This window comes from Pseudomonas sp. P65(2024) (assembly GCF_057480955.1).
In genome coordinates this window covers 30,194-49,164 of sequence record NZ_JBLIYX010000001.1, presented here as the reverse complement: position 1 = coordinate 49,164, position 18,971 = coordinate 30,194, and the positions used below count along the sequence as shown (strand labels likewise).

Here is an 18,971-nt window from a genome sequence, read left to right as displayed (position 1 = left end):
TAGCTGTACCGACATGGAGAGTGACCTATGCCCAAGACCCCTTTTACCTTCAACCTGTCCCCGCAAGGCAAGCTGCGCTGGGCGATAGCCAGCCTGTTCCTGGCCACGAGCCTGCCCCAGGCGCTGGCCGGCGGCGTCGTGGTCGCCCCCGGCCCCGGGGGCACGGCACAGTTGCAGACCCAGGGCGGCGTGCCCATCGTCAATATCGTCGCGCCCAACGGCGCGGGCCTGTCGCACAACCAGTTTCTCGACTACAACGTCGACCGCCAGGGCCTGGTGCTGAACAACGCCCTGCAGGCCGGCCACTCGCAGCTGGCCGGTGAGCTGGCGGCCAACCCGCAGTTCCAGGGCCAGGCGGCGAGCGTGATCCTCAACGAAGTGGTCAGCCGCAACGCCTCCGCCATCAATGGCGCCCAGGAAATCTTCGGCCGCGCCGCCGACTACGTGCTGGCCAACCCCAACGGCATTTCGGTCAACGGCGCCAGCTTCATCAACGCGCCCAATGCCAGCCTGGTGGTGGGCCGCCCTGAACTGGACGCGGGCCGGCTCAAGGCCCTGGGCACCCAGGACGCCAGCGGCCAGTTGCATGTGCAGGGCGCCGGCCTGCGCAACGATGGCGGCTCGGTCAACCTGATCGCCCCGCGCATCGACAGCCAGGGCCGTCTGGATGCCCGTGATCAGCTCAACCTCACCGTGGGCCGCAACCAGGTGGACTACGCCAGCGGCCAGGTCCAGGTCGTCGACCGCGGCGCGGCCAGTGGCGAGCAGCGTATCGATGCCAGCCTGTTCGGCGCGATGCAGGCCGGACGCATCAATATCGTCAGCACCGCGCAAGGTGCCGGGGTGCGGGTTGGGCCGGGGCAGGTCGACGGCCGCGACGGCGTGCGCATCGACTCGGCGGGAGACCTGAACGTCAGCGGCGCTGCAGTGGCCGACTCGCTGGAAGCGACCCGTGCCGGCGTGCGCAGCAGCCAGGGTGATGTCGAACTGCGTGGCGCCCAGGACCTGACCCTGGCCGCCGCCGACGTGGCCGGGCGCGATGTGAAGCTCGACGCCGGACGCAACCTCACCCTGAGCACCGTGCAAAGCCGCAAGCTCCAGGAAAAACGCGAGAACTGGCGCAGCGGCGCGCTGGGCATCGACTGGGAGACCTACCAGCGCACCCAGACCGACAGCGACACCCGCGAGCACGCCACCCGGGTCGTGGCCCAGCGTGATGCCGGGCTGAACGCCGGCCAGGATCTCACCCTCAGCGCCGCCAGCCTCGAGGCGCCCGGCAAGCTGAGCCTGGACAGCGGCGCCGACCTGCGTCTGACCGCCGCCACCGAGCGCCAGGTGCAGACCGACCAGGGCAAGCACACCAAGGGTTTCTGGAAAGCCGACTGGGACAACCGCAACGAAACCCAGCGCAGCGTCACCAGCCAGCTCAAGGGTGGCGACATCGCACTGCACGCCAAGGCCTCGGTGCTGGCCGAAGGTGCCCAGCTGACCAGTGGCCAGGACATCCGCATCGCCGGCAAGCAGGTGCAGATCAGCAACGCCTCGCGCACCGACCAGCGTGACAGCCAGAACCAGCAGAGCAAGTTCTTCGGCGTCAGCCACAACGAAGCCAAGCAGAACAGCCGGGAAAGCACCGCGGTGCGCAGCGAGCTGGTGGCCGGTGGCAGCGTCGGCCTGAGCAGCGCCGAGGGCATCGACGTGGTCGGCTCGACGGTCAAGGCCAGCGGTGCGCTGAACGCTGATGCGGCGGGGGATCTGAAGGTCGCCTCGGCCCAGGACACCCGAGAGCACAAGAGCGCCAGCAGCAGCCGTGGCTTCGTTGCGTCGGCCAAGGAAACCGCGCCGGGCTCCGGGCAGTATCGTGCTGGCGTCGGCTATGCGAGCGATCGTCAGAGCACCAGTGGCAGCCAGGTCAGCCAGCAGGGTTCCAGCCTCAGCGGCAGCGAAGTTCAGTTGACCGCCGGCGGTGACCTGACCGTCAAGGGTGCCGCGGTGAAGTCAACCGCGGGCGATACCACCCTGGTCGGCAAGCAGGTGTCGCTGCTGGCCGAGCAGGACAGCCGCAGCGAGACCCGCGACAGCAGCCACACCGGCGGTGGCGTCTACCTTACCGCTGGCCTCGACCGTGCCGGCGCCGGGGTCGACTTCGCCCATGGCACCCAGCAGGACGCCTCGAGCAGCACCACGGCGAAGACCACCGGCCTCGACAGCGCCGGCAGCTTGAAAATCAAGGCCGACACACTGGCCAGCGAAGGCGCGCAGGTGAACAGCGCCGGTACCCTGAGCATCAGCGCAGGTCAGGTAGACAACCGCGCGGCCCGCGACACCACCAACACTAGCCATCAGCAGAGCAGCTGGACGGCGGATGTCGGTGTCAACGTCGAGTACAAGGACATTGCCCGGCCGATCGCCGGGGCGGTCAAGGATGTGGTGGACGGCAAGGTGTCGGTCAAGGATGCGCTCGACGGCAAGCTGCCGCTTAATGACGTCAAGGACGTGCTGGACGGCAAGACTTCGCTGACCGCCGCCCTGGGCAAGCTTGGCACGCCGAACCTGGGCGTCGACCTGGCCGTGGGCCATGCCAGCCAGCAACAGGGCGAGCAGACCGGCACCGCGGTGGTCAGCCAGTTCAATGGCCAGGGTGTGCAACTGGACGTGGCCGGTGCGCTGAAGGACCAGGGCACCCGCTACAACGCCAACGGCGGCGCGCTGGACATCAAGGCCGGTTCGCTTCAGGCCGACGCGGCCAGCAACACCCACAGCCGCAGCGAGCAGCAGGTGAACGCCGATGTGTCCGCCCGGATCTACACCAAGACCGGCGAAGACCTCAACGTGACCGCCAATGGTTCCGGTGGCAGCAAGCACTTGAGCGAAGATACATCCACTGCCGTGGTCGGTACTTTCAGTGGCAGCCAGGGCCTGAACATCCAGGTCGGTGGCGATGCCCGCTTCGAAGGCAGCCGCCTCGACGGTGGCCAGGGCGCGGTGGCGGTCAACACTGGCGGCAAGCTGGCCCTGGACCAGGCCAGCAACCAGGCGCGTCGCGACACCGGCAGCCTCGGTGGCAGCGGTTCGTTGACCGTGGGCACCTTGCCGGTGGGCGACAAGGTCGACCTGGGCGCTGGGTTCCAGCTCGACCATGCCGGCGAGCACAGTGTCGACAGCAAGGCCCAGGTGGCGAGCATCAGCGGCAACGGCCCGGTGCGACTGGGCAGTGGTGGCGACCAGACCCTGCAGGGCACGCGCATCGACGCGAACGGCCCGGTCGAACTCAAGGCCGGTGGCGCCCTCGACCTGCAGGCCGCCAGCGACACCCGGACTGTCAGCGGCAGCCATCTGGGCGGCGGCCTCAACCTCGGCGGCAAGGCTGCCACCGGTGAGCAAGGGCGTGATCTGAGCGGCAAGCTGGGCGGCAACTTCAATGTGGGCCAGACCAACGAACGTTCGCAGACCCTGGCCGGCGGCCAGTTGAACAGCCATGGCAACGTGGACCTGGCCGGCCAGTCGGTGCATCTGCAGGGTACGCAGGTCGGTGCCACGGGCGTCAACGCCAGCGCAGGCGAGGGTGGCCTGGCGCTGGAGTCGGCCCAGTCCACTCAGGCCCGCACCAACTGGGGCGTCGAGGTGAAGGCCGGGAGCAACCTGAGCCGCACTACGCCGGCGGACGCGGGGCAAGAGGTCAGCTCGTCCCATGACTTCGACCTGGGCGGCAAGGTGCAGGTGGACCATCTGCAGGCCACCACCCAGCAGAACAGCCATATCACCGCTGGCGATGTGACCCTGAACAGTGCCGGTGCGGCGCAACTCAGCGGCGCACGGGTCGACGGCCAGCAGGTCGGCGGCAAGCTGGCGGGCGGGTTGACGGTCGCGGAACGCCAGGACACCACCACCTCGGTACGGGTCGACCTGGGCGCGGGCCTGGCCGGCAAGCCGGGCGAGGCGAAGGAGGGCCAGGAAAAACCAGGCTTCGACTACACGCCGTCGTTCAATGCCCAGGGCGAGTTCGTGCGCAAGGCCGGGGTTACGCAGGCTTCGGGCATCTCGGCACAGCGTGGGCTGGGTCTGCAGGTCAAGGGCGTGGAGCAGGGCGGTACCACGCTCGGTGCCGATGTGAAACCGCTCGGCTACCAGGTCAAGGCCACCCTCGACCTGCCCAAGCTGCCTGAAGCCGGTCTGCCCAGCGTGTCGCTGGATGACGGCAAGCTGAAGGTCGGGCCGGTGACGGTCGAAGGGCGTATCGAAGGCTGAACGTCTTCCATTCACACCAATGAGGTCCGGGGCGCTTTGCGCCCCTTTTTGTTGGTTGAAACTCTAAGCTTCGTACGAAAAAACGATGGGTGGGGGTGAGCCCTTGGGCCTGGCGCGAGAGCTGTAGGAGCGAGCTAGCCTCGCGATAGCACAGGACCAGGCCGTACCATGGGCGCATCTGACTCCATCGCGGGGCAAACCCGCCCCCACGCAGGTTATGTGTGCAGTCCAGTGCCTGCCTGCAACAACCTCGCTCAGACCGCCGAGAACACCGACCCGGTCATTCGCTCGCTCAGCAGCTCCAGCGCCCGCAGCCCTGCCAGCGAGTTGCCCGAGGCGTTCAGCGCCGGCGACCACACGCAGATGCTGTAGCGCCCCGGCACCACCGCGACGATGCCGCCGCCCACGCCGCTCTTGCCCGGCAGGCCGACCCGGTAGGCGAAGTTGCCGGCCTCGTCATACAGCCCGCTGGTGGCCATGATCGCGTTGACCTGTTGCGCCTGGCGCGGGCTGAGCACCTGCTCGCCGCTGTGCGGGCAGTAGCCGCTGTTGGCCAGGAAGGCAAAGCCGCGCGCCACATCGGCGCAGCTCATCGACAGCGCGCAATGGTGGAAGTAGCTGCGCAGCACCGCATCGACATCGTTGTGGAAGTTGCCGAAGGCCTGCATCAGGTAGGCCATGGCCGCGTTGCGCGCGCGGTGCTGGTATTCCGACTCGGCCACCACGGTGTCGCTGACGATGCGCGGGTTGGCCGCCAGGCGGCGGACGAAGTCGCGCATCGACAGGGTGGGGGTGGCATAGCGCGACTGGTTGATGTCGCAGATCACCAGCGCCCCGGCATTGATGAACGGGTTGCGGGGCCGGCCTTTCTCCACCTCCAGCTGCACCAGCGAATTGAACGCCTGGCCCGAAGGCTCGTAGCCCAGCCGCGACCAGATGTCCTCGCCGCTGTGGTTGATCGCCTGCACCAGGCTGAACACCTTGGAGATGCTCTGGATCGAGAACGGCGTGTGCGCATCGCCCGCGCAGTGCAACTGGCCGTCCAGGCTCTGCACGGCGATGCCCAGCTGGTTCGGGTCGACCTGGGCGAGGGCGGGGATGTATTGCGCCACCTGGCCCTGGACGAGCAGGGGGCGGACGTGGTCGAGGATCTCTTGCAGGAGTGCTTGCATCGGGGAACCTGGTGCGAAGGAAAGGCGCGTTCGAAAACGTTCAGGTAGACGATGGTCGCTGGCTGCGGAGCACATTTGTTCGTGTCGGCTCGCGGGGTGATGCGCAACCTCCGGGAGCGGGGCAAGCCCGCTCCTGCAGTGACCGCGTTTTACGCGTTGGAGGTTGCCTCGAACGCCGCGCAGTACTGCACGCTGCCCTGCGCCACATCACCGCTGAAGGACAGGGCCTGGAAGTATTCGGCCGGTACGCCCGGCAAGCTCAGGCCCGGCTGGGCCTTGAAACCGAAGCGGCCATAGTACCCCGGGTCGCCCAGCACCACGCAGCCCTGGCCACCCAGCCCGTGCAGGCGGGCCAGCGCGGCGTTGATCAGCGCCGAGCCGATGCCCTGGCCCTGACGCCGCGGCAGCACCGAGACCGGCCCCAGCCCGTACCAACCCTCGGCACCCGACGACAGCGTCACCGGGGAGATCGCCACATGGCCGACGATGACGCCGGCCTCCACGGCCACCAGCGATACCGTGAGCGCTCCGGCCTGACGCAGGGCGCTGACGATGAACTGCTCGGTGTGGCTGCTGTGTTCGGCGTTGGCAAAGGCGGCTTCGGTCAGCCGGCCGATCGTGGTGGCGTCCTCCGGGCGCTCGTCGCGCAGGCTGATGCCATTGTCGAGATGCCGGCGCGTGTCGGCGTCGATCAGGCCGCGCAGGGCCTCGAACAGCGGCGTGGCGGCAGTGTAGCGCTTGCCGTAGTCGAGGTTGAAGGCATAGTCGAAGCCCGGAGGATTGCGCCCCTGGTTGTGCTGCAGCAGGGTCTCCAGCTTGTCGAGGGCCTTGACCGCCTGTGCCTCGGCCGAGGTGGCGGCCTCGTACTCCTCCCACAACGCCATGATCTCGTCGCGCAGGGCGGCGTCCAGACTCGCCATCAGTTGCAGCAGGTCTTCGCGTTCCTGCCGGCTCTTGTCGGGGAAGCCCTGTTTGCTGACGGCCGGGACGTCGCCGCTGATGGCCTCGCCCAGGTCGTGGACCAGGCACATCTTCAACACCTTGAGCAGATCGAGGTCGCCCAGTTCGTCGGCGAAGGTGATGGCCATCAGGCACAGCCGCCAGGTGTGCTCGGCGGTGCTCTCGGCGCGGCCGCTGGAGGTGTGGGCGCTGCGGATCACGCTCTTGAGTTGTTCGGCCTGGCGCAGGAAGGCGAGGCGGTTCTGCAGTTTTTCGATGTTCATGGTGGCTCCATGTCCTGGGGCGGGTTCAGCGCGTCTGCATGACGAACAGATGATACCCATACTCGCCCAGGTGGTTTTCGTGGATCTTGAGTTCGCGGCGGATGTCGGCCAGGGCCTGGGAGGCGAAGGTCTCGTTCGCCAGGCTGGCCACGCGTGCGCGCAGCGGCTCCAGATAGTTGGCCCAGGCCTGCGCGCTCAAGGGGAAGTGCGACAGGGTGCGATAGCCCAGGCGGGCGATGGCGGCCAGGCGCGTGTCGACGCTGTGCAGGTCGGGGTAGGCGGTCTGCCAGAACGCCTCGGCCGCAGGGGCGAGCCTGTCGGCCACCCGCACCAGGTCGCTGACGACCAGGTAACCCTGGGGCTTGAGGAAGGTACGCCAGTACGCCAGGGCGTTGTCGAAGCCCATGATGTAGGCGCAGCCCTCGGCCCAGATCGCGTCGAAGTGCCGAGGCGCGAACGGCAGCTGGGTCATGCTCGCGCAAATCGGCGTGACCCGTGCCTGCAGGCCCTTGTCGAACAGGGTCGCCCGCAGGCAGCCAAGGCTGTGCTCGTCGTTGTCCAGCGCAGTGATGTGCGCCTGGCTGTGTTCGGCCAGCAGCACGCTGGAGGTGCCACGGCCGCAGCCGATGTCCAGCAGTGTCGCGGGGGCGTGGGGCAGGGCGTGCAGTGCTTTGAGTGAGTCCTCTGGCGACCCTGGGCCAAGGTGCTCAAGGCCCTCGAAGAGGCGTTCGAAGTCGGCCATGTAGCGGTCGTGTTCGTTCATGTCGCGGGACAGCCATTTCAGGCGCAGGGCCTGCTTCTCATTGAATCCTTGCCGGCGCAGCCACGCCAGGTGGGCGCCGGGCGCCTGCTGCTCGAGGGCCTCGTGCCAGGGGCGCATGGACGACATGCCGAGCATCGCCGCCAGCAGGTCACGCGAGCGTTGCCGGGCGGCGATCTCTTCGTCCAGGGTGTGCAGGCGTTCGAGCAGGGCCGCGCGGTCCAGGCGTGCCTCCAGGCAGGCCTGGCACTCCTTCAGGCTCAGCCCGCCGGCCTGCAGTTGCTGCAACAGCCGCAGCTGCTGCAGGTCCTGCTCGCCGTAGGTACGATAACCGTTGGCCTGGCGCCGCGAGGACACCAGTCCGAGTTTTTCGTAATAGAGCAGCGTGGAGCGGCTCAGGCCCACCTTCGCCGCCAATTCGGAGATGCGATACACCGGTCTTCCCCTCATGCAGTGGGGCGATGATGAACTATGAAGCTATAGACAGGTAAAGCGGGTTTCTAAAGAAACAGGCGTTTCTTGAGATCGGGGTTGCCTGTGATCACAGGCAGCGCCGGCGTGCTCTTGAAGGATGTTTTCTCAGCGGCTCTTCAACAGGCCCACGAAGCGCTTTGTGGGCCATTCCTTGAGGTCGGATACCTGGCCGTCGCCCAGCTCCACCAGCCGCAGCACGCCATCGGCGCGCATCACCGTGTCGACCGAGAAGAACGGGCTGTCGATCCGCTTTGCGCACTCTCGCACCAGCTCGGGCACCTTGCCATCCGCACCGTGGGCGCATCCATCGAGTACGAAGTAACGACGCTCGGTTTCCTCGAGGTAGCTTTCCCGCCGCCTGACGCAGATACCGCCCTCGACCTGGCCGCGGTATTGGCGCATTTGGGCCACCAGCGGCGCGATCTCCCGAGGGCTGTCCACCAGGCTGCCGGTGCCGGTGTTCAGCGATTTCACATAGTCCTTGATGAAATAGCCCGGCCATTGCAGGCCGGCGAGCGCCTGCTCGAAATCGGCGTCGTCGGGCAGTATCACCGTTTCGCTTGTATGCGCGGCCAGCAACGGGTACCACTGCGGCAGGTGATGACACTGCCGGTATTGCTCGGGACTGGTCAGCGCGACCGCGGTACAACCATGCAGCAGGTCGACCAGCACGGCGTAGGCCTCGGGCGTCAGCATCCAGCCCCGGTACAACATGCAATCGCCGGGATTGAGGGCGCGGGAGGTTTCGAGCAGACCGGCTTGAAGGGCTTCGAACGAGAACAACAGGGTGTCCAGTCCGGCCGCCAGCGCCGCGTTGTACTCCTCGGCGTACTGTTCATCGGGCTGTTTCAGGTTGAAGGGTTCGCAGGGATAGAGCAGTCGCATCGGGTTTGCTGTCCATGGCAAGGGTGGGAGGCGCAAAGGCTGTCAGTCTACCCCGATTTCCTCCATGAATTCGGCGAGGAACGACGCCAGCCGCTGATGCCTGAGCGCGGCCAGTCGCGCACCTTCGCCGGTCTGAAAGCCTGAGGCGAGCTTGAGCAGCTTGGTCGGGAAGTGCTCGATGGCGAAGCGGTTGTCGCGATAGTCCCGGCCTGCGGCGGTGGGGTTCTCGACGTCGTAGAGCGCCGACCCCGTGCGCCCGGCCACATAGAAGCAGCGGGCGATGCCGACGGCACCGATGGCGTCGAGGCGATCGCTGTCCTGGAGGATCTTCGCTTCCAGGCTCTGTGGCGGCAAACCTGCCGAGTAGCTGTGGGTTATCACTGCATGGGCCACCTGTTCGATGCGCGGTAGCGGCCAGCCCATGTCGGCGAGGATCGCGGCGGCGCGTTCGGCCGAAAGCGTCGAGGCCTGCGCACGCAGGGGCGAGTTCTTTTCCACCGCCACGCAATCGTGCAGCACGGTGGCGGCGAGCAGTATGTCGAGGTCGCCGCCTTCCTTGGCCTGGATACGCTGGACATTGCGCCAGACCCGTTGCAGATGGGCGAGGTCGTGGGAGCCGTCGTTACCGTCGGCGGGCAGATAGGGCAGCAGTTGGGCCGCCAGGGCTTGCAAGGGGAAAAATGGCGCGCTTGCCATGAAAGGGTTCACCGATCAAAGGGAAGATTGAATTCTACGTTGGCGATTAGCGAAGCCGGAGCATTGTCCTTGCCGTTGTCCGGGCGCGGCCTTACCTCAACTGGCGTACCGGGCGATACCGTTGCCGAACGACCAGTTCTCCTTGCGCACCTCGACCAGGTTGATGAACACGTCCTGCGGTCGCACCCCGGCCTCGTGCTCGAAACCTTCGGCGATGGCCTGGTACAGCGCCTTCTTCTGCTCCAGGGTACGGCCTTCGTTGAGGGTGATCTGGATGAACACCTGGCCGTCGGAACGTTGGATGCCCAGGTACCGTGGGTCGCTCACCACGCCGTCGCCGTCGTGTTCGGTCAGGATCTGGAAATTGTCGTGCTCGGGCACATTGATCGTGCGCCGCATGCAAGCGTAGACGATCTGGCCGAGTGTGCGCAGATGGTTAGGGTCGGGGTGGCGCTTGATATCGATGCGTACCAGTGGCATGTGGACTCCTTGGACGATGGCCAGGCGAGACGCAGAAGCTGGTACGGCAGGATCAGGTATGAGCCCGGACAGGCGCCGGGCTCGGGAAGGCAACTACCGTTACTGTGGCAGCAGCTTGGAGGCGCGCTCGCTCGCGTTATTGAAGACCTCGATCAGCCTTTTCGCCAGGGCATCTTCGATGGCCGCTGCAGTGAGCAGGCCCTGGGTGAAACCGATGCCCTGGTCCTTGGCGACAGCCAGCTGCTGGCTGTTCTCTGCCTCGGCCATGTCGCCCAGGTAGTGGGCTGCACGATAGGCGTAGCGCTCGGGGAGTGTCAGCTGTTCGAGCTCCTTGAGCGAGAGGGCGAACTGGCTGGCGGCGGCGGGCTTCAGGCTGAGTTGCTCGAACTGGAGCAGGCTCAGGCGATCGGTAGTCAAGGCGAATCTCCGTTTCATTGCGGGAACACCCGGTTACTGTCCTGCCTTTTGCCGGTCAACGCAAGGGTGGCCAGGGCAGTGGCGCGAAAAGAATCCGCTTGCCCACGGCCTATGCTCGCCTGCCGGAGCGGTAAGGAGGTGCTTGGCTCGGGTGCTAAAACGTTCTAGCCTTCGCGTTTTGCTTATTTTCACAAGGGATGTCTGCATGATTCCAACCCTCAGCCGCCGCCGCGTGCTCCAGGGCGCGCTCGGCTGCTCGGCCCTGTTGACCTTGCCCGCCTGGGCGCACGATCCGCTGCGTCAGGCGATGCAACAGCTCGAGGCGGCCAGCGGCAGTACCATCGGCCTGTGGGCCCTGGACACCGGCAGCGGTCGGCAGCTGGCCTGGCGCGGCGAAGAGCGCTTCGCCTTCTGCAGCACCTTCAAGGCCGTCCTCGCCGGTGCCGTCCTGCACCGCAACGAGGCCGAGCCGGGCTTGCTGGCGCGGCGCATCGCCTATGGCGCCGAGCAACTGGTGGTCTATTCACCGGTCACCGAAAAGCATGTCGGGCCCGGCATGACCGTCGCCGAACTGTGCGCCGCCGCCGTGCAGTACAGCGACAACACTGCTGGCAACCTGCTGCTCGAGCTGGTCGGCGGTCCACCCGGGCTGACGGCGTTCGTCCGCGGCCTGGGCGATCCGACCTTCCGCCTCGATCGCAACGAGCCGACGCTGAACACCGCCTTGCCGGGCGATCCGCGTGACACCACGACGCCCCTGGCCATGGGCGTGACCTTGCAGCGCCTGCTGCTCACCGATGGCCTGCCCGCCGGCGCGCAACAACAGCTGCAGGCCTGGCTCAAGGGCAACACCACGGGTGATGCCCGTATTCGCGCCGGGCTGCCAAAGGACTGGGTGGTGGGCGACAAGACCGGTTCGGGCGACTATGGCGTGGCCAACGACGTCGGGGTCATCTGGCCCAAGGGCCGGGCGCCGTGGATCCTGGTGGTGTTCAGCCGTGGCACGAAACAGGATGCGCCGTGGAACAGCGAGACGATCGCGGCGGCGACGCGGGTGGTGGTGGAGGCCTGGAAGGGCTGAGCAAGTGTGCGGGCCACATCGCGGGCAAGACCAGATAACACCTGGCCATCACCCCACCCGCGCCCGCCGCCGCTTCTTGCGGTACATCTCGCCATCGGCATGGCTGAGCAGGGTGTCGGCATCCTCGCCATCGGTGGGGTAGCAGGCCACGCCGATGCTGCAGGACGGCATCCTGACGTCGCCGAACTCGGCGCCGAGCGGCTCCTCCATGACCATGGCGATCTGCTCGACCACCTCGTACACGGCGTCCTCCGACGGTACATCGGTCAGCAGCACGATGAACTCGTCCCCGCCGATCCGCGCCACGGTATCCGCTTCCTGCACGCTGTCCTGCAAGCGTCGGGCGATGGTGCACAGCACGCGGTCGCCGGCCGCGTGACCGTGTACATCGTTGATACCCTTGAAGTCGTTGACGTCGAGGAACAGCAGCGCCAGCCGGCGCTGCTGCTGACGGGCGGCGCGCAGGGCGGTGGCCAGGCGGTCGTTGAACAGCGAGCGGTTGGTCAGCTTGGTCAGCGGGTCATGATGGGCGAGAAAGCGCAGTTCCTGCTCGGCCTGGGTGAGGGCTGTGATGTTGCGGGCGACGCCGATCCGCGCGCCCACCTCGTCGGACCAGAAGGCCGCCCAGAGGATATGCACGATCTCGCCATCCTTGCGCACATAGCGGTTGCGAAAGTCGAAGTGCGGGGTGCCGTCCATGACCCGGGCGATCGAGGCGCGGGTGGTTTCCAGGTCATCCGGGTGCATGTAGCGGGTGATCGGGGTGCCGGTCAGTTCGTCGGCGCGGTAGCCGAGCAAGGCCTCGCAGGCGTTGCTCACGAATGCGATGGTGTCGTCCCGGTCGACCACGAACACGGTGTCCAGCATCAGGTGGATCAGCCTGGGGTAGAGCGCTTGCAGATCGACGGGCATAGGGCAGAAGTGTCCGAAACGGGTAGCCCGGTCATGGTCCGATCACGCAGGGCGGCCGCGCGAGGTCCTGCAAGCCGCCGGGGGCCGCTCGCCGCGCTCGTGCAGCATACACAGGCTCGGGGGCGCGGCACACTACCTGCGGACAAGCAAACCGTCGGCTGCTTCAAGTGCCCTTGTCTGACGGAAACGGCAACTGCCCCAGCAGCTCGACGATTGTCGTCGCGCAGTGCCCGTCCGGGTCCAGGTCGGGGTCGAAGACCGTGACCGTCATGCCCCGGCAGCGTCGGTCCGCCACGAACGGGGTGAGGATCCTCGCCAGGTCGTCGGGGGCGATGCCCGGTGTCCCGGGGCTGTCGACCGCGGGCATGATCGCCTGGTCCAGCACATCGATGTCCAGGTGTATCCAGAACCCCTGGCCAGGTACCTGGTCGAGCGTGTCCCTGATCCGTGCGATGACCGCGTCCGGGCCGATGGCCAGCGCCTCGAAGACGTCGATTCGGTTGATGGCCGTATGGTTGACGTCGGGCCAGGCGAAGTCGTGATCACGGTTCTCGCGCTCGCCCAATTGGACAACCTGGGCATCGCCCACCAGCGGACCCGCTATGCCGGGCCAGTCGGTTGCCAGCGCCTCGCCACGGCCGGTCGCCAGGGCCAGGTCCATGCCGGCGACGGCGCCCAGGCTCTGTTCCGGGTCGTAGTTGCCGGGGTGGCGGAAGTCGCTGTGCCCATCGATGTGCAGGAGCGACAGCGGGCCTGCGTGGCGCGCACCGGCCAGTGCGCCGAGCAGGATTGAGCAGTCTCCGCCGATGACCAGTGCAAAGTCATCCTCCTGCATGGCGGCACGCACCAGGTCCGCCAGGGCGAGGTTGAACGCGCGCAGGGCGTGGCCGTTGCGCAGGCGGGTGCCGGGTTGTGCCTCGGCTGAGTAGAGCGGACGTGGCAGATGCCTCACGGTACTGGCGTTGATCGCTTGCAGCAGACCCGCTGCCAGCAGGGCTGACGGGGCACGCCAGGTACCGGGTTGATGGCCTGGCCTCAGGGGACTGAGGCCGAGGTTCGAGGGGGCGGCGATCACGTGCATGGATGGGTACTCGAAGGCGCTACAGGCAGATGTCTATGGACACGTTCTCGCCAGTCATGAGCCATCGGCCTGGCTGGCCATCAGTGCGTTGAGTTCACCATAGCTGTGGGCCTTCAATCCGTGGGTGTCGAGCTGGCCGCTTTCCAGGAAACGCTGGGCCAGGCCGCTCATGGCACCATAGAGAAACTCGGCGATGCTCGAGCCGGCACTCAGGCGGCGAACGCCAAGCCGTTGCAGTTCGGCGGGGGTGGGCAGGCCTGCGCGCCAGAGCAGGTTGACCGGCAGCGTCACCTCCCGGCACAGCGTGGCGATCTCGCCGGGCTCGACCATGCCGGCGGCGAACAGCCCGTTCGCGCCACCAGCGGCATACCGCGCGGCGCGCCGCAGGAGCTCCTCGAGGCGCTGCTCGGCGGGCAGCTGGTTCTTCAGGTAGACATCGCTGCGCACGTTGATGAACAGGTCGACCCCGCGCCGGCTCGCGGCGTTCCTGGCGGCGTCGAGCTTGCGCAGGAGCTGTTCGGGAGGCTGCGTGCCATCCTCGATGTTGATCCCCACCGCGCCTGCGGCGATGACCGTGTCGACGACCTTGGCAACTTGTTCGGGGGCGTCCGAATAGCCGCCTTCGATATCCACCGTCAGCGGCACGCTGAGCACCCTTGCCATCGACTCGACGGTGCCGGCCAGCAGTGCCAGGGGCAGCTTGTCGCCGTCCTGATAACCGTGGGACCAGGCCACGGCGGCGCTGCTGGTGGCGACCGCCTGGCTGCCCTGGCGCTCGACCAGGCGCGCGCCGCCGGCGTCCGCCACGTTGGCCAGGACTAACAACCCTTGCTGGTGAAGACCATGAAAAGCGCGATCCAGTGCTGCCATGACGACATGACTCCCTTGAACATCCTGTTGATGGTTCACTGCGAGACCTAGATTGCCATTTTCCCTGGGATTCGACGAGCGTGTTGCAGCGCCTTCGAAAGGACCAGCCCTCAAAGCCTGCCGATCTTCTCCAGCTCAACCCCAAGCTGATCGCGTCCGAGGCGGTCCAGGGGCAGGGCGAAGAACGCCCGGCAGCGCCGTTCGATATGCGCCAGGGTGGCGTGGAAGGCGGCGTCGATGGCCTGCTCGTCGCCCACCACCTCGGAAGGGTCCGCCAGCCCCCAATGGCATTTCAGCGCTGGGCCGAAGTACACCGGGCAGGTTTCGCCGGCAGCCTTGTCGCACACGGTGATGACGATGTCCGGTGGGTTGAGGGCGAAGGCGTCGTTGCCTTTGCTGCTCAGGCCCTCGATGGCGATGCCGACCTGTTGCAGGGTGCTCAGGCTGCGAGGCAGCACCTGGCCCCGGGGGAAGCTGCCGGCGCTCACGGCCTGCAAGCCCGGTGGCGCAAGGTGGTTGAACAGGGCTTCGCTGAGGATGCTGCGGCAGCTGTTGGCCGTGCACATGAACAGGACTCGCATGGGGCGCTCCAGGTATCAAAGGCTCAGGCGCAAGGCCAGGGCCGAGAGGGTGATCAACAGGACCGGCAGGGTCAGCAGGATGCCAACCTTGAAGTAGTAGCCCCAGGTAATACGCATGCCCTTGCGCTCCAGTACGTGCAGCCAGAGTAGGGTGGCAAGGCTGCCGATGGGGGTTATCTTGGGCCCCAGGTCGCAGCCGATGACGTTGGCGTAGATCATCGCTTCGCGCACCAGGCCCTGGGCATCGCTGGCCTGGATTGACAGGGCACCGATGAGCACGCTGGGCATGTTGTTCATCACCGACGACAGCAAGGCGGCGAGCAGGCCGGTGCCGAGGGTGGCGCTCCACAGGCCATGCGCGGCCAAGCGGTCGAGCAGTTGCGTGAGCAGGTCGGTGAGGCCGGCGTTCTTCAGTCCGTACACCACCAGATACATGCCCAGCGAGAAGATCACCACCTGCCAGGGCGCTTCGCGCAGCACGCGGCGGGTGGAGATGCGATGACCGCGGGCGGCGACGGCGAACAGCATCGCCGCGCACACCGCCGCCACCGCGCTGACCGGCACGCCTAGTGGTTCCAGGGCGAACAGACCGACCAGCAGCACCAGCAGCATCCAGCCACCGACCACGAAGGTGGCGCGGTCATGGATCGCCGCTTCGGGAGCCTTGAGCGCATCGAGGGCGTAGTGCCGGGGCAGGTCGCGACGGAAGAACAGCCACAGCACGCCGAGGGTCGCGGCGACGCTGACCAGGTTCACTGGGACCATCACCGCGGCGTACTCGCCGAAGCCCAGGCCGAAATAATCTGCCGAAACAATATTGACCAGGTTCGACACCACCAGCGGCAGGCTCGCGGTGTCAGCGATGAAGCCGGCAGCCATGACGAACGCCAGGGTCGTGGCGGCCGAGAAGCGCAAGGCCAGCAGCATCGACATGACGATGGGGGTGAGGATCAGCGCAGCGCCGTCGTTGGCGAACAGCGCCGACACCGCAGCGCCCAGCAGCACGCAGAAGGCGAACAGGCGGTAGCCGCTGCCATTGGCCCAGCGCGCCACGTGCAAGGCGGCCCATTCGAAGAAGCCGGCTTCATCAAGCAGCAGGCTGATGATGATGATGGCGATGAAGGTGGCCGTGGCGTTCCAGACGATGGCCCAGACCGCCGGGATGTCCTGCAACGACACCGCGCCGACGGCCAGGGCGATCAGCGCGCCGAGTGCCGCGCTCCAGCCCACGCCCAGGCCACGGGGTTGCCAGATCACCAGCACCAGGGTGAAGACGAATACCGCGATCGCGATCAGCATGATGGATGTGTTCCGGGGGCAGGTTCAGCAGCAGGCGGCGCGTTGCGGGCGGCCGTCCATGAGCTGCAGGCAGGTGGTGTTGTCGTGCAGCCAGGCTTCGTTGGCCCGTAGGGTCAGTTGCAGCAGTTCACGCACCCAGGCGGGGAGCTGCGGGGCAAGGCGGTAGTACACCCACTGGCCTTGGCGGCGGTCCTGCAACACGCCGCAGTTGCGCAGTTGGGCCAGGTGGCGACTGATCTTCGGCTGGCTGTCGCCGAGGGCGCCCATCAACTCGCAGACGCACAACTCGCCCGACTGGGCGATCAGCAAAGTGGCACGGGCGCGGGTCTCGTCGGCGAGGCATTTGAATACCTCGGGGGGCGTGAGCATGATGATGGCCTATACATATGGATATCCGAATATACGGATTTTCATATGTATATTGCAATTCAATTCGGTGGATGACAGGGATGCGGTGCAGGAGAAGGGGATGCGCTGTTGCGCAGGGAGCTGGACCTCTGTGGGAGCGGCCTTGCGTCGCGAAAGGGGCGCGTAGCGCCCCCTGATTTCGAGCCGCCAGCAAAATTGCCGGGGCTGCTGCGCAGCCCTTTCGCGACGCAAGGCCGCTCCCACAGGACCTAGCTAAATCAATGAATTACCGCGTTTTTCCTTAAAAGAGGGCAGCGCATGGACTGTTCAGCGACGATAGTAGCGGTGATCGTCGTCATAGCGATGACGCAGGGCACGCTCGTGATGGCGCTCCCAGTAGCGTTGCCGTTCCATTTCCCGACGGTGCTGTTCCCGGCGCCATTGTTCTCGCCGCCACTGTTCCCGACGCCAGTCGTCGCGGTGGTCATGCCAGCGTTCGTCGTGCCGGTAGCGTTCGTCGTGGGCCAGCAGCGGTGCGGACGGCGTGCTGGCCAGGCTTGGCCAAGGGCGTTCGCTGGCCTGGCGGTCCGCCAGGTCGAGGCTGTGGGCGGGAGGTGTCGAAGTCTTCATGGGGGCGGCGGATGCCGAGCCTGCGGCCACAAGTGCGAACAGGCCAACGAGCAGCAGGCATGGGGCAGGGAAGTTCATGAGTGAAGACAACCTCTGATTGGCAATTGAAGGTGCGTTCGGTGGTTGCTGGAACAACCGTGGAGCGCACTCACCCAATAGACCGGGAAAACGGAAAAAGTTCTGGAGGCTGCGTACGACCTGTCTCGTCTGCTCGGTAATCCCGCTATGTGCCCGCCGGTTGTTCGGGGTCGTTGAGCGGCCCCGCAAATCCGGCGTCACTGTTCAGAAACCGAACTCGCTCAGCCCCGGATGATCGTCCGGGCGGCGCCCCAGCGGCCAGCGGAACTTGCGCTCGGCCTCGCTGATGGGCTGTTCGTTGATGCTGGCGTGGCGGTTGCGCATCAACCCGTCCTCGGCGAACTCCCAGTTCTCGTTGCCGTAGGCGCGGTACCACTGGCCGCTGTCGTCGCGGTACTCGTAGGCGTAGCGCACGGCGATGCGGTTGTCGGTGAAGGCCCAGAGTTCCTTGATCAGGCGGTATTCCAGCTCGCGGTTCCACTTGCGGGTGAGGAAGGCCTGGGCCTCTTCGCGGCTGGTGCAGAACTCGGCGCGGTTGCGCCAGTGGGTGTCGAGGGTATAGGCCAGGGCCACCTTGGCGGCGTCGCGGCTGTTCCAGCCGTCTTCGGCCAGGCGCACCTTCTCGATGGCGGTTTCACGGGTAAAGGGGGGCAGTGGTGGGCGGGACATCGTGGTCGTTCCTTGCAGGGAGTGGGTTTGCAGGACCGAGATTAGACCCATCGCAGGGCAGGGAGAATCGGTATACCGGGCACTTCATAATTGTCCTCGGAGGAACAATCCGGGCGGGAGTGTCAGGCCTGGCTGTCTATAGTTACCGCACAAGCGACCCCCAGCCCCACTGGAGCCCACTCATGACCCTGATCAGCCGCGAACCCTGGTGGCTCGTCCCGCCCAAGCCCGGGCAGACCGAGCAGGACCTGCACTGGGGCTACCTGGAAATCTACGCCGACGGCCGCACCGTGTTCGTCGACCAGCGCCCCAGTGAGCGGGAGCTGGCCGAACGCAAGAGCTGCCGTCACTTTCCCGATGCCGAAAAGCCCTGAGTCAACCTTCGAGTTGGGCCAGGCGTGCTTCCAGCGCCGCCACTCGGGCTTCCAGCGCCTCGATGCGCTCGTCCGCCGCGCTGGTGGAGCGGTGGCCGCCGTCCTGCTGGCGGGCGGCGAGAATCGCCTCGATCTCGGCCGGGTCGCCCAGGGCGTGGGTGTAGCGGTCTTCGCGCTGGCCGGCCTGGCGCGGCAGGTGCAGGGCCAGTTCGCGCGAGACCAGGCGCTCGAGCTGGTGCTGGACCTGATCGACGTCCTCGAAGGCGTACAGGCGGTTGCTGCGAGTCAGCAGCTCGCTGAGGGTCTGCGGGCCACGCAGGAACATCAGCCCCATCAGTACCAGCTGCGCCGGCACCAGCTCCAGGGCCTTGTCCACTCTATGCTCCCAGCGGTCGGCGCGGCTGCCCATCTGCAGGCGCGCCATCTCCTGGCTTTCCAGGTTGCGCAGGGCCTGGCCGACCTGGCCGGGCGTCAGGTTCATGACGGGTTCGCGGCTGGTCTTCTGGTTGCAGGCCAGGACCAGGGCATTGAGGGTCAGGGGGTAGGTTTCCGGGCTGGTGGCCTGTTTCTCGATCAGCGAACCGAGCACACGGATCTCGATGCTGCTGAAACGGCCTTCGCCGATGGTTTCGTGTTCTGACATGGCCCTGTCTCGTTGCGAGGAAAAGGCCACTAGCCTAGGTAAAGCGTCGG

19 protein-coding genes and 1 pseudogene are annotated in these 18,971 nt (G+C 66.5%); 3 read left to right on the top strand and 17 right to left on the bottom strand.

Annotated elements, in window-relative coordinates; translation table 11 throughout:
• The first annotated feature begins 27 nt into the window (after positions 1–27).
• Positions 28–4,248 carry a hemagglutinin repeat-containing protein gene (locus AC25MA_RS00260; RefSeq protein WP_486971665.1) on the top strand — a complete coding sequence of 1,407 codons (4,221 nt, stop codon included), beginning with the start codon at positions 28–30 and terminating at the stop codon, positions 4,246–4,248.
• 254 nt (positions 4,249–4,502) lie between these two features.
• Here the strand turns inward: AC25MA_RS00260 and glsB are convergent, their stop codons facing one another.
• From glsB to AC25MA_RS00220, 8 genes and pseudogenes are all read right to left on the bottom strand, one after another.
• Complete coding sequence (glsB, locus tag AC25MA_RS00255) at positions 4,503–5,420, bottom strand: glutaminase B (RefSeq protein WP_028691427.1); 918 nt, start codon at positions 5,418–5,420, stop codon at positions 4,503–4,505.
• A 149-nt stretch (positions 5,421–5,569) separates the two neighbouring features.
• Positions 5,570–6,076: a GNAT family N-acetyltransferase gene (locus tag AC25MA_RS00250; protein ID WP_280092588.1), complete on the bottom strand. Its 507-nt coding sequence runs from the start codon at positions 6,074–6,076 to the stop codon at positions 5,570–5,572.
• A gap of 9 nt (positions 6,077–6,085) precedes the next feature.
• Positions 6,086–6,643: pseudogene (locus AC25MA_RS00245) on the bottom strand (HD domain-containing protein); the annotation flags it as partial.
• Between the two features lie 25 nt (positions 6,644–6,668).
• Positions 6,669–7,838: a MerR family transcriptional regulator gene (locus AC25MA_RS00240; RefSeq protein ID WP_028691428.1), complete on the bottom strand. Its 1,170-nt coding sequence runs from the start codon at positions 7,836–7,838 to the stop codon at positions 6,669–6,671.
• A 144-nt stretch (positions 7,839–7,982) separates the two neighbouring features.
• Entirely contained in the window at positions 7,983–8,762 is a 780-nt protein-coding gene (locus tag AC25MA_RS00235; protein WP_486971664.1) for an ATP-grasp domain-containing protein, read from the bottom strand.
• Positions 8,763–8,804: 42 nt separating this feature from the next.
• Positions 8,805–9,458, bottom strand: a complete 654-nt coding sequence (locus AC25MA_RS00230; RefSeq protein ID WP_247283255.1) for an HD domain-containing protein — start codon at positions 9,456–9,458, stop codon at positions 8,805–8,807.
• A 96-nt stretch (positions 9,459–9,554) separates the two neighbouring features.
• The gene (locus AC25MA_RS00225) at positions 9,555–9,938 is read right to left on the bottom strand and encodes a tautomerase family protein (RefSeq protein WP_486971663.1); all 384 of its coding nucleotides are present in this window, start codon (positions 9,936–9,938) and stop codon (positions 9,555–9,557) included.
• 99 nt (positions 9,939–10,037) lie between these two features.
• Complete coding sequence (locus tag AC25MA_RS00220; protein ID WP_028691432.1) at positions 10,038–10,355, bottom strand: hypothetical protein; 318 nt, start codon at positions 10,353–10,355, stop codon at positions 10,038–10,040.
• A 205-nt stretch (positions 10,356–10,560) separates the two neighbouring features.
• Here AC25MA_RS00220 and bla point away from each other — a divergent pair, with 205 nt between their 5' ends.
• On the top strand, positions 10,561–11,436 hold the full coding sequence (gene bla / locus AC25MA_RS00215; RefSeq protein ID WP_486971662.1) for a class A beta-lactamase: 876 nt from the start codon (positions 10,561–10,563) through the stop codon (positions 11,434–11,436).
• Between the two features lie 48 nt (positions 11,437–11,484).
• On the opposite strand, the gene AC25MA_RS00210 is transcribed toward bla, so the two are convergent.
• The 8 genes from AC25MA_RS00210 to AC25MA_RS00175 all read right to left on the bottom strand — a co-directional run bounded on the left by AC25MA_RS00210 (position 11,485) and on the right by AC25MA_RS00175 (position 17,904).
• Entirely contained in the window at positions 11,485–12,348 is an 864-nt protein-coding gene (locus tag AC25MA_RS00210; RefSeq protein ID WP_028691434.1) for a sensor domain-containing diguanylate cyclase, read from the bottom strand.
• A 163-nt stretch (positions 12,349–12,511) separates the two neighbouring features.
• Positions 12,512–13,429: an arginase family protein gene (locus AC25MA_RS00205; RefSeq protein ID WP_069017402.1), complete on the bottom strand. Its 918-nt coding sequence runs from the start codon at positions 13,427–13,429 to the stop codon at positions 12,512–12,514.
• A 54-nt stretch (positions 13,430–13,483) separates the two neighbouring features.
• Positions 13,484–14,299: an isocitrate lyase/PEP mutase family protein gene (locus AC25MA_RS00200; protein WP_069017403.1), complete on the bottom strand. Its 816-nt coding sequence runs from the start codon at positions 14,297–14,299 to the stop codon at positions 13,484–13,486.
• 110 nt (positions 14,300–14,409) lie between these two features.
• Positions 14,410–14,880 (bottom strand): arsenate reductase ArsC, encoded by a 471-nt coding sequence (locus tag AC25MA_RS00195; RefSeq protein WP_069017404.1) that lies wholly within the window; start codon positions 14,878–14,880, stop codon positions 14,410–14,412.
• A gap of 15 nt (positions 14,881–14,895) precedes the next feature.
• Complete coding sequence (locus AC25MA_RS00190) at positions 14,896–16,179, bottom strand: arsenic transporter (protein WP_069017405.1); 1,284 nt, start codon at positions 16,177–16,179, stop codon at positions 14,896–14,898.
• 24 nt (positions 16,180–16,203) lie between these two features.
• Positions 16,204–16,548 carry a metalloregulator ArsR/SmtB family transcription factor gene (locus AC25MA_RS00185; RefSeq protein ID WP_069017406.1) on the bottom strand — a complete coding sequence of 115 codons (345 nt, stop codon included), beginning with the start codon at positions 16,546–16,548 and terminating at the stop codon, positions 16,204–16,206.
• 306 nt (positions 16,549–16,854) lie between these two features.
• Positions 16,855–17,235 (bottom strand): hypothetical protein, encoded by a 381-nt coding sequence (locus AC25MA_RS00180; RefSeq protein ID WP_069017407.1) that lies wholly within the window; start codon positions 17,233–17,235, stop codon positions 16,855–16,857.
• A 204-nt stretch (positions 17,236–17,439) separates the two neighbouring features.
• Positions 17,440–17,904, bottom strand: coding sequence for a nuclear transport factor 2 family protein (locus AC25MA_RS00175; protein ID WP_062360986.1), 465 nt, complete (start codon positions 17,902–17,904; stop codon positions 17,440–17,442).
• 182 nt (positions 17,905–18,086) lie between these two features.
• Between AC25MA_RS00175 and AC25MA_RS00170 the strand changes: the two genes are divergently transcribed.
• The gene (locus AC25MA_RS00170) at positions 18,087–18,278 is read left to right on the top strand and encodes a hypothetical protein (protein ID WP_069017408.1); all 192 of its coding nucleotides are present in this window, start codon (positions 18,087–18,089) and stop codon (positions 18,276–18,278) included.
• Between the two features lies 1 nt (position 18,279).
• On the opposite strand, the gene AC25MA_RS00165 is transcribed toward AC25MA_RS00170, so the two are convergent.
• On the bottom strand, positions 18,280–18,921 hold the full coding sequence (locus AC25MA_RS00165) for a YceH family protein (protein ID WP_062360989.1): 642 nt from the start codon (positions 18,919–18,921) through the stop codon (positions 18,280–18,282).
• Positions 18,922–18,971 lie beyond the last annotated feature (50 nt).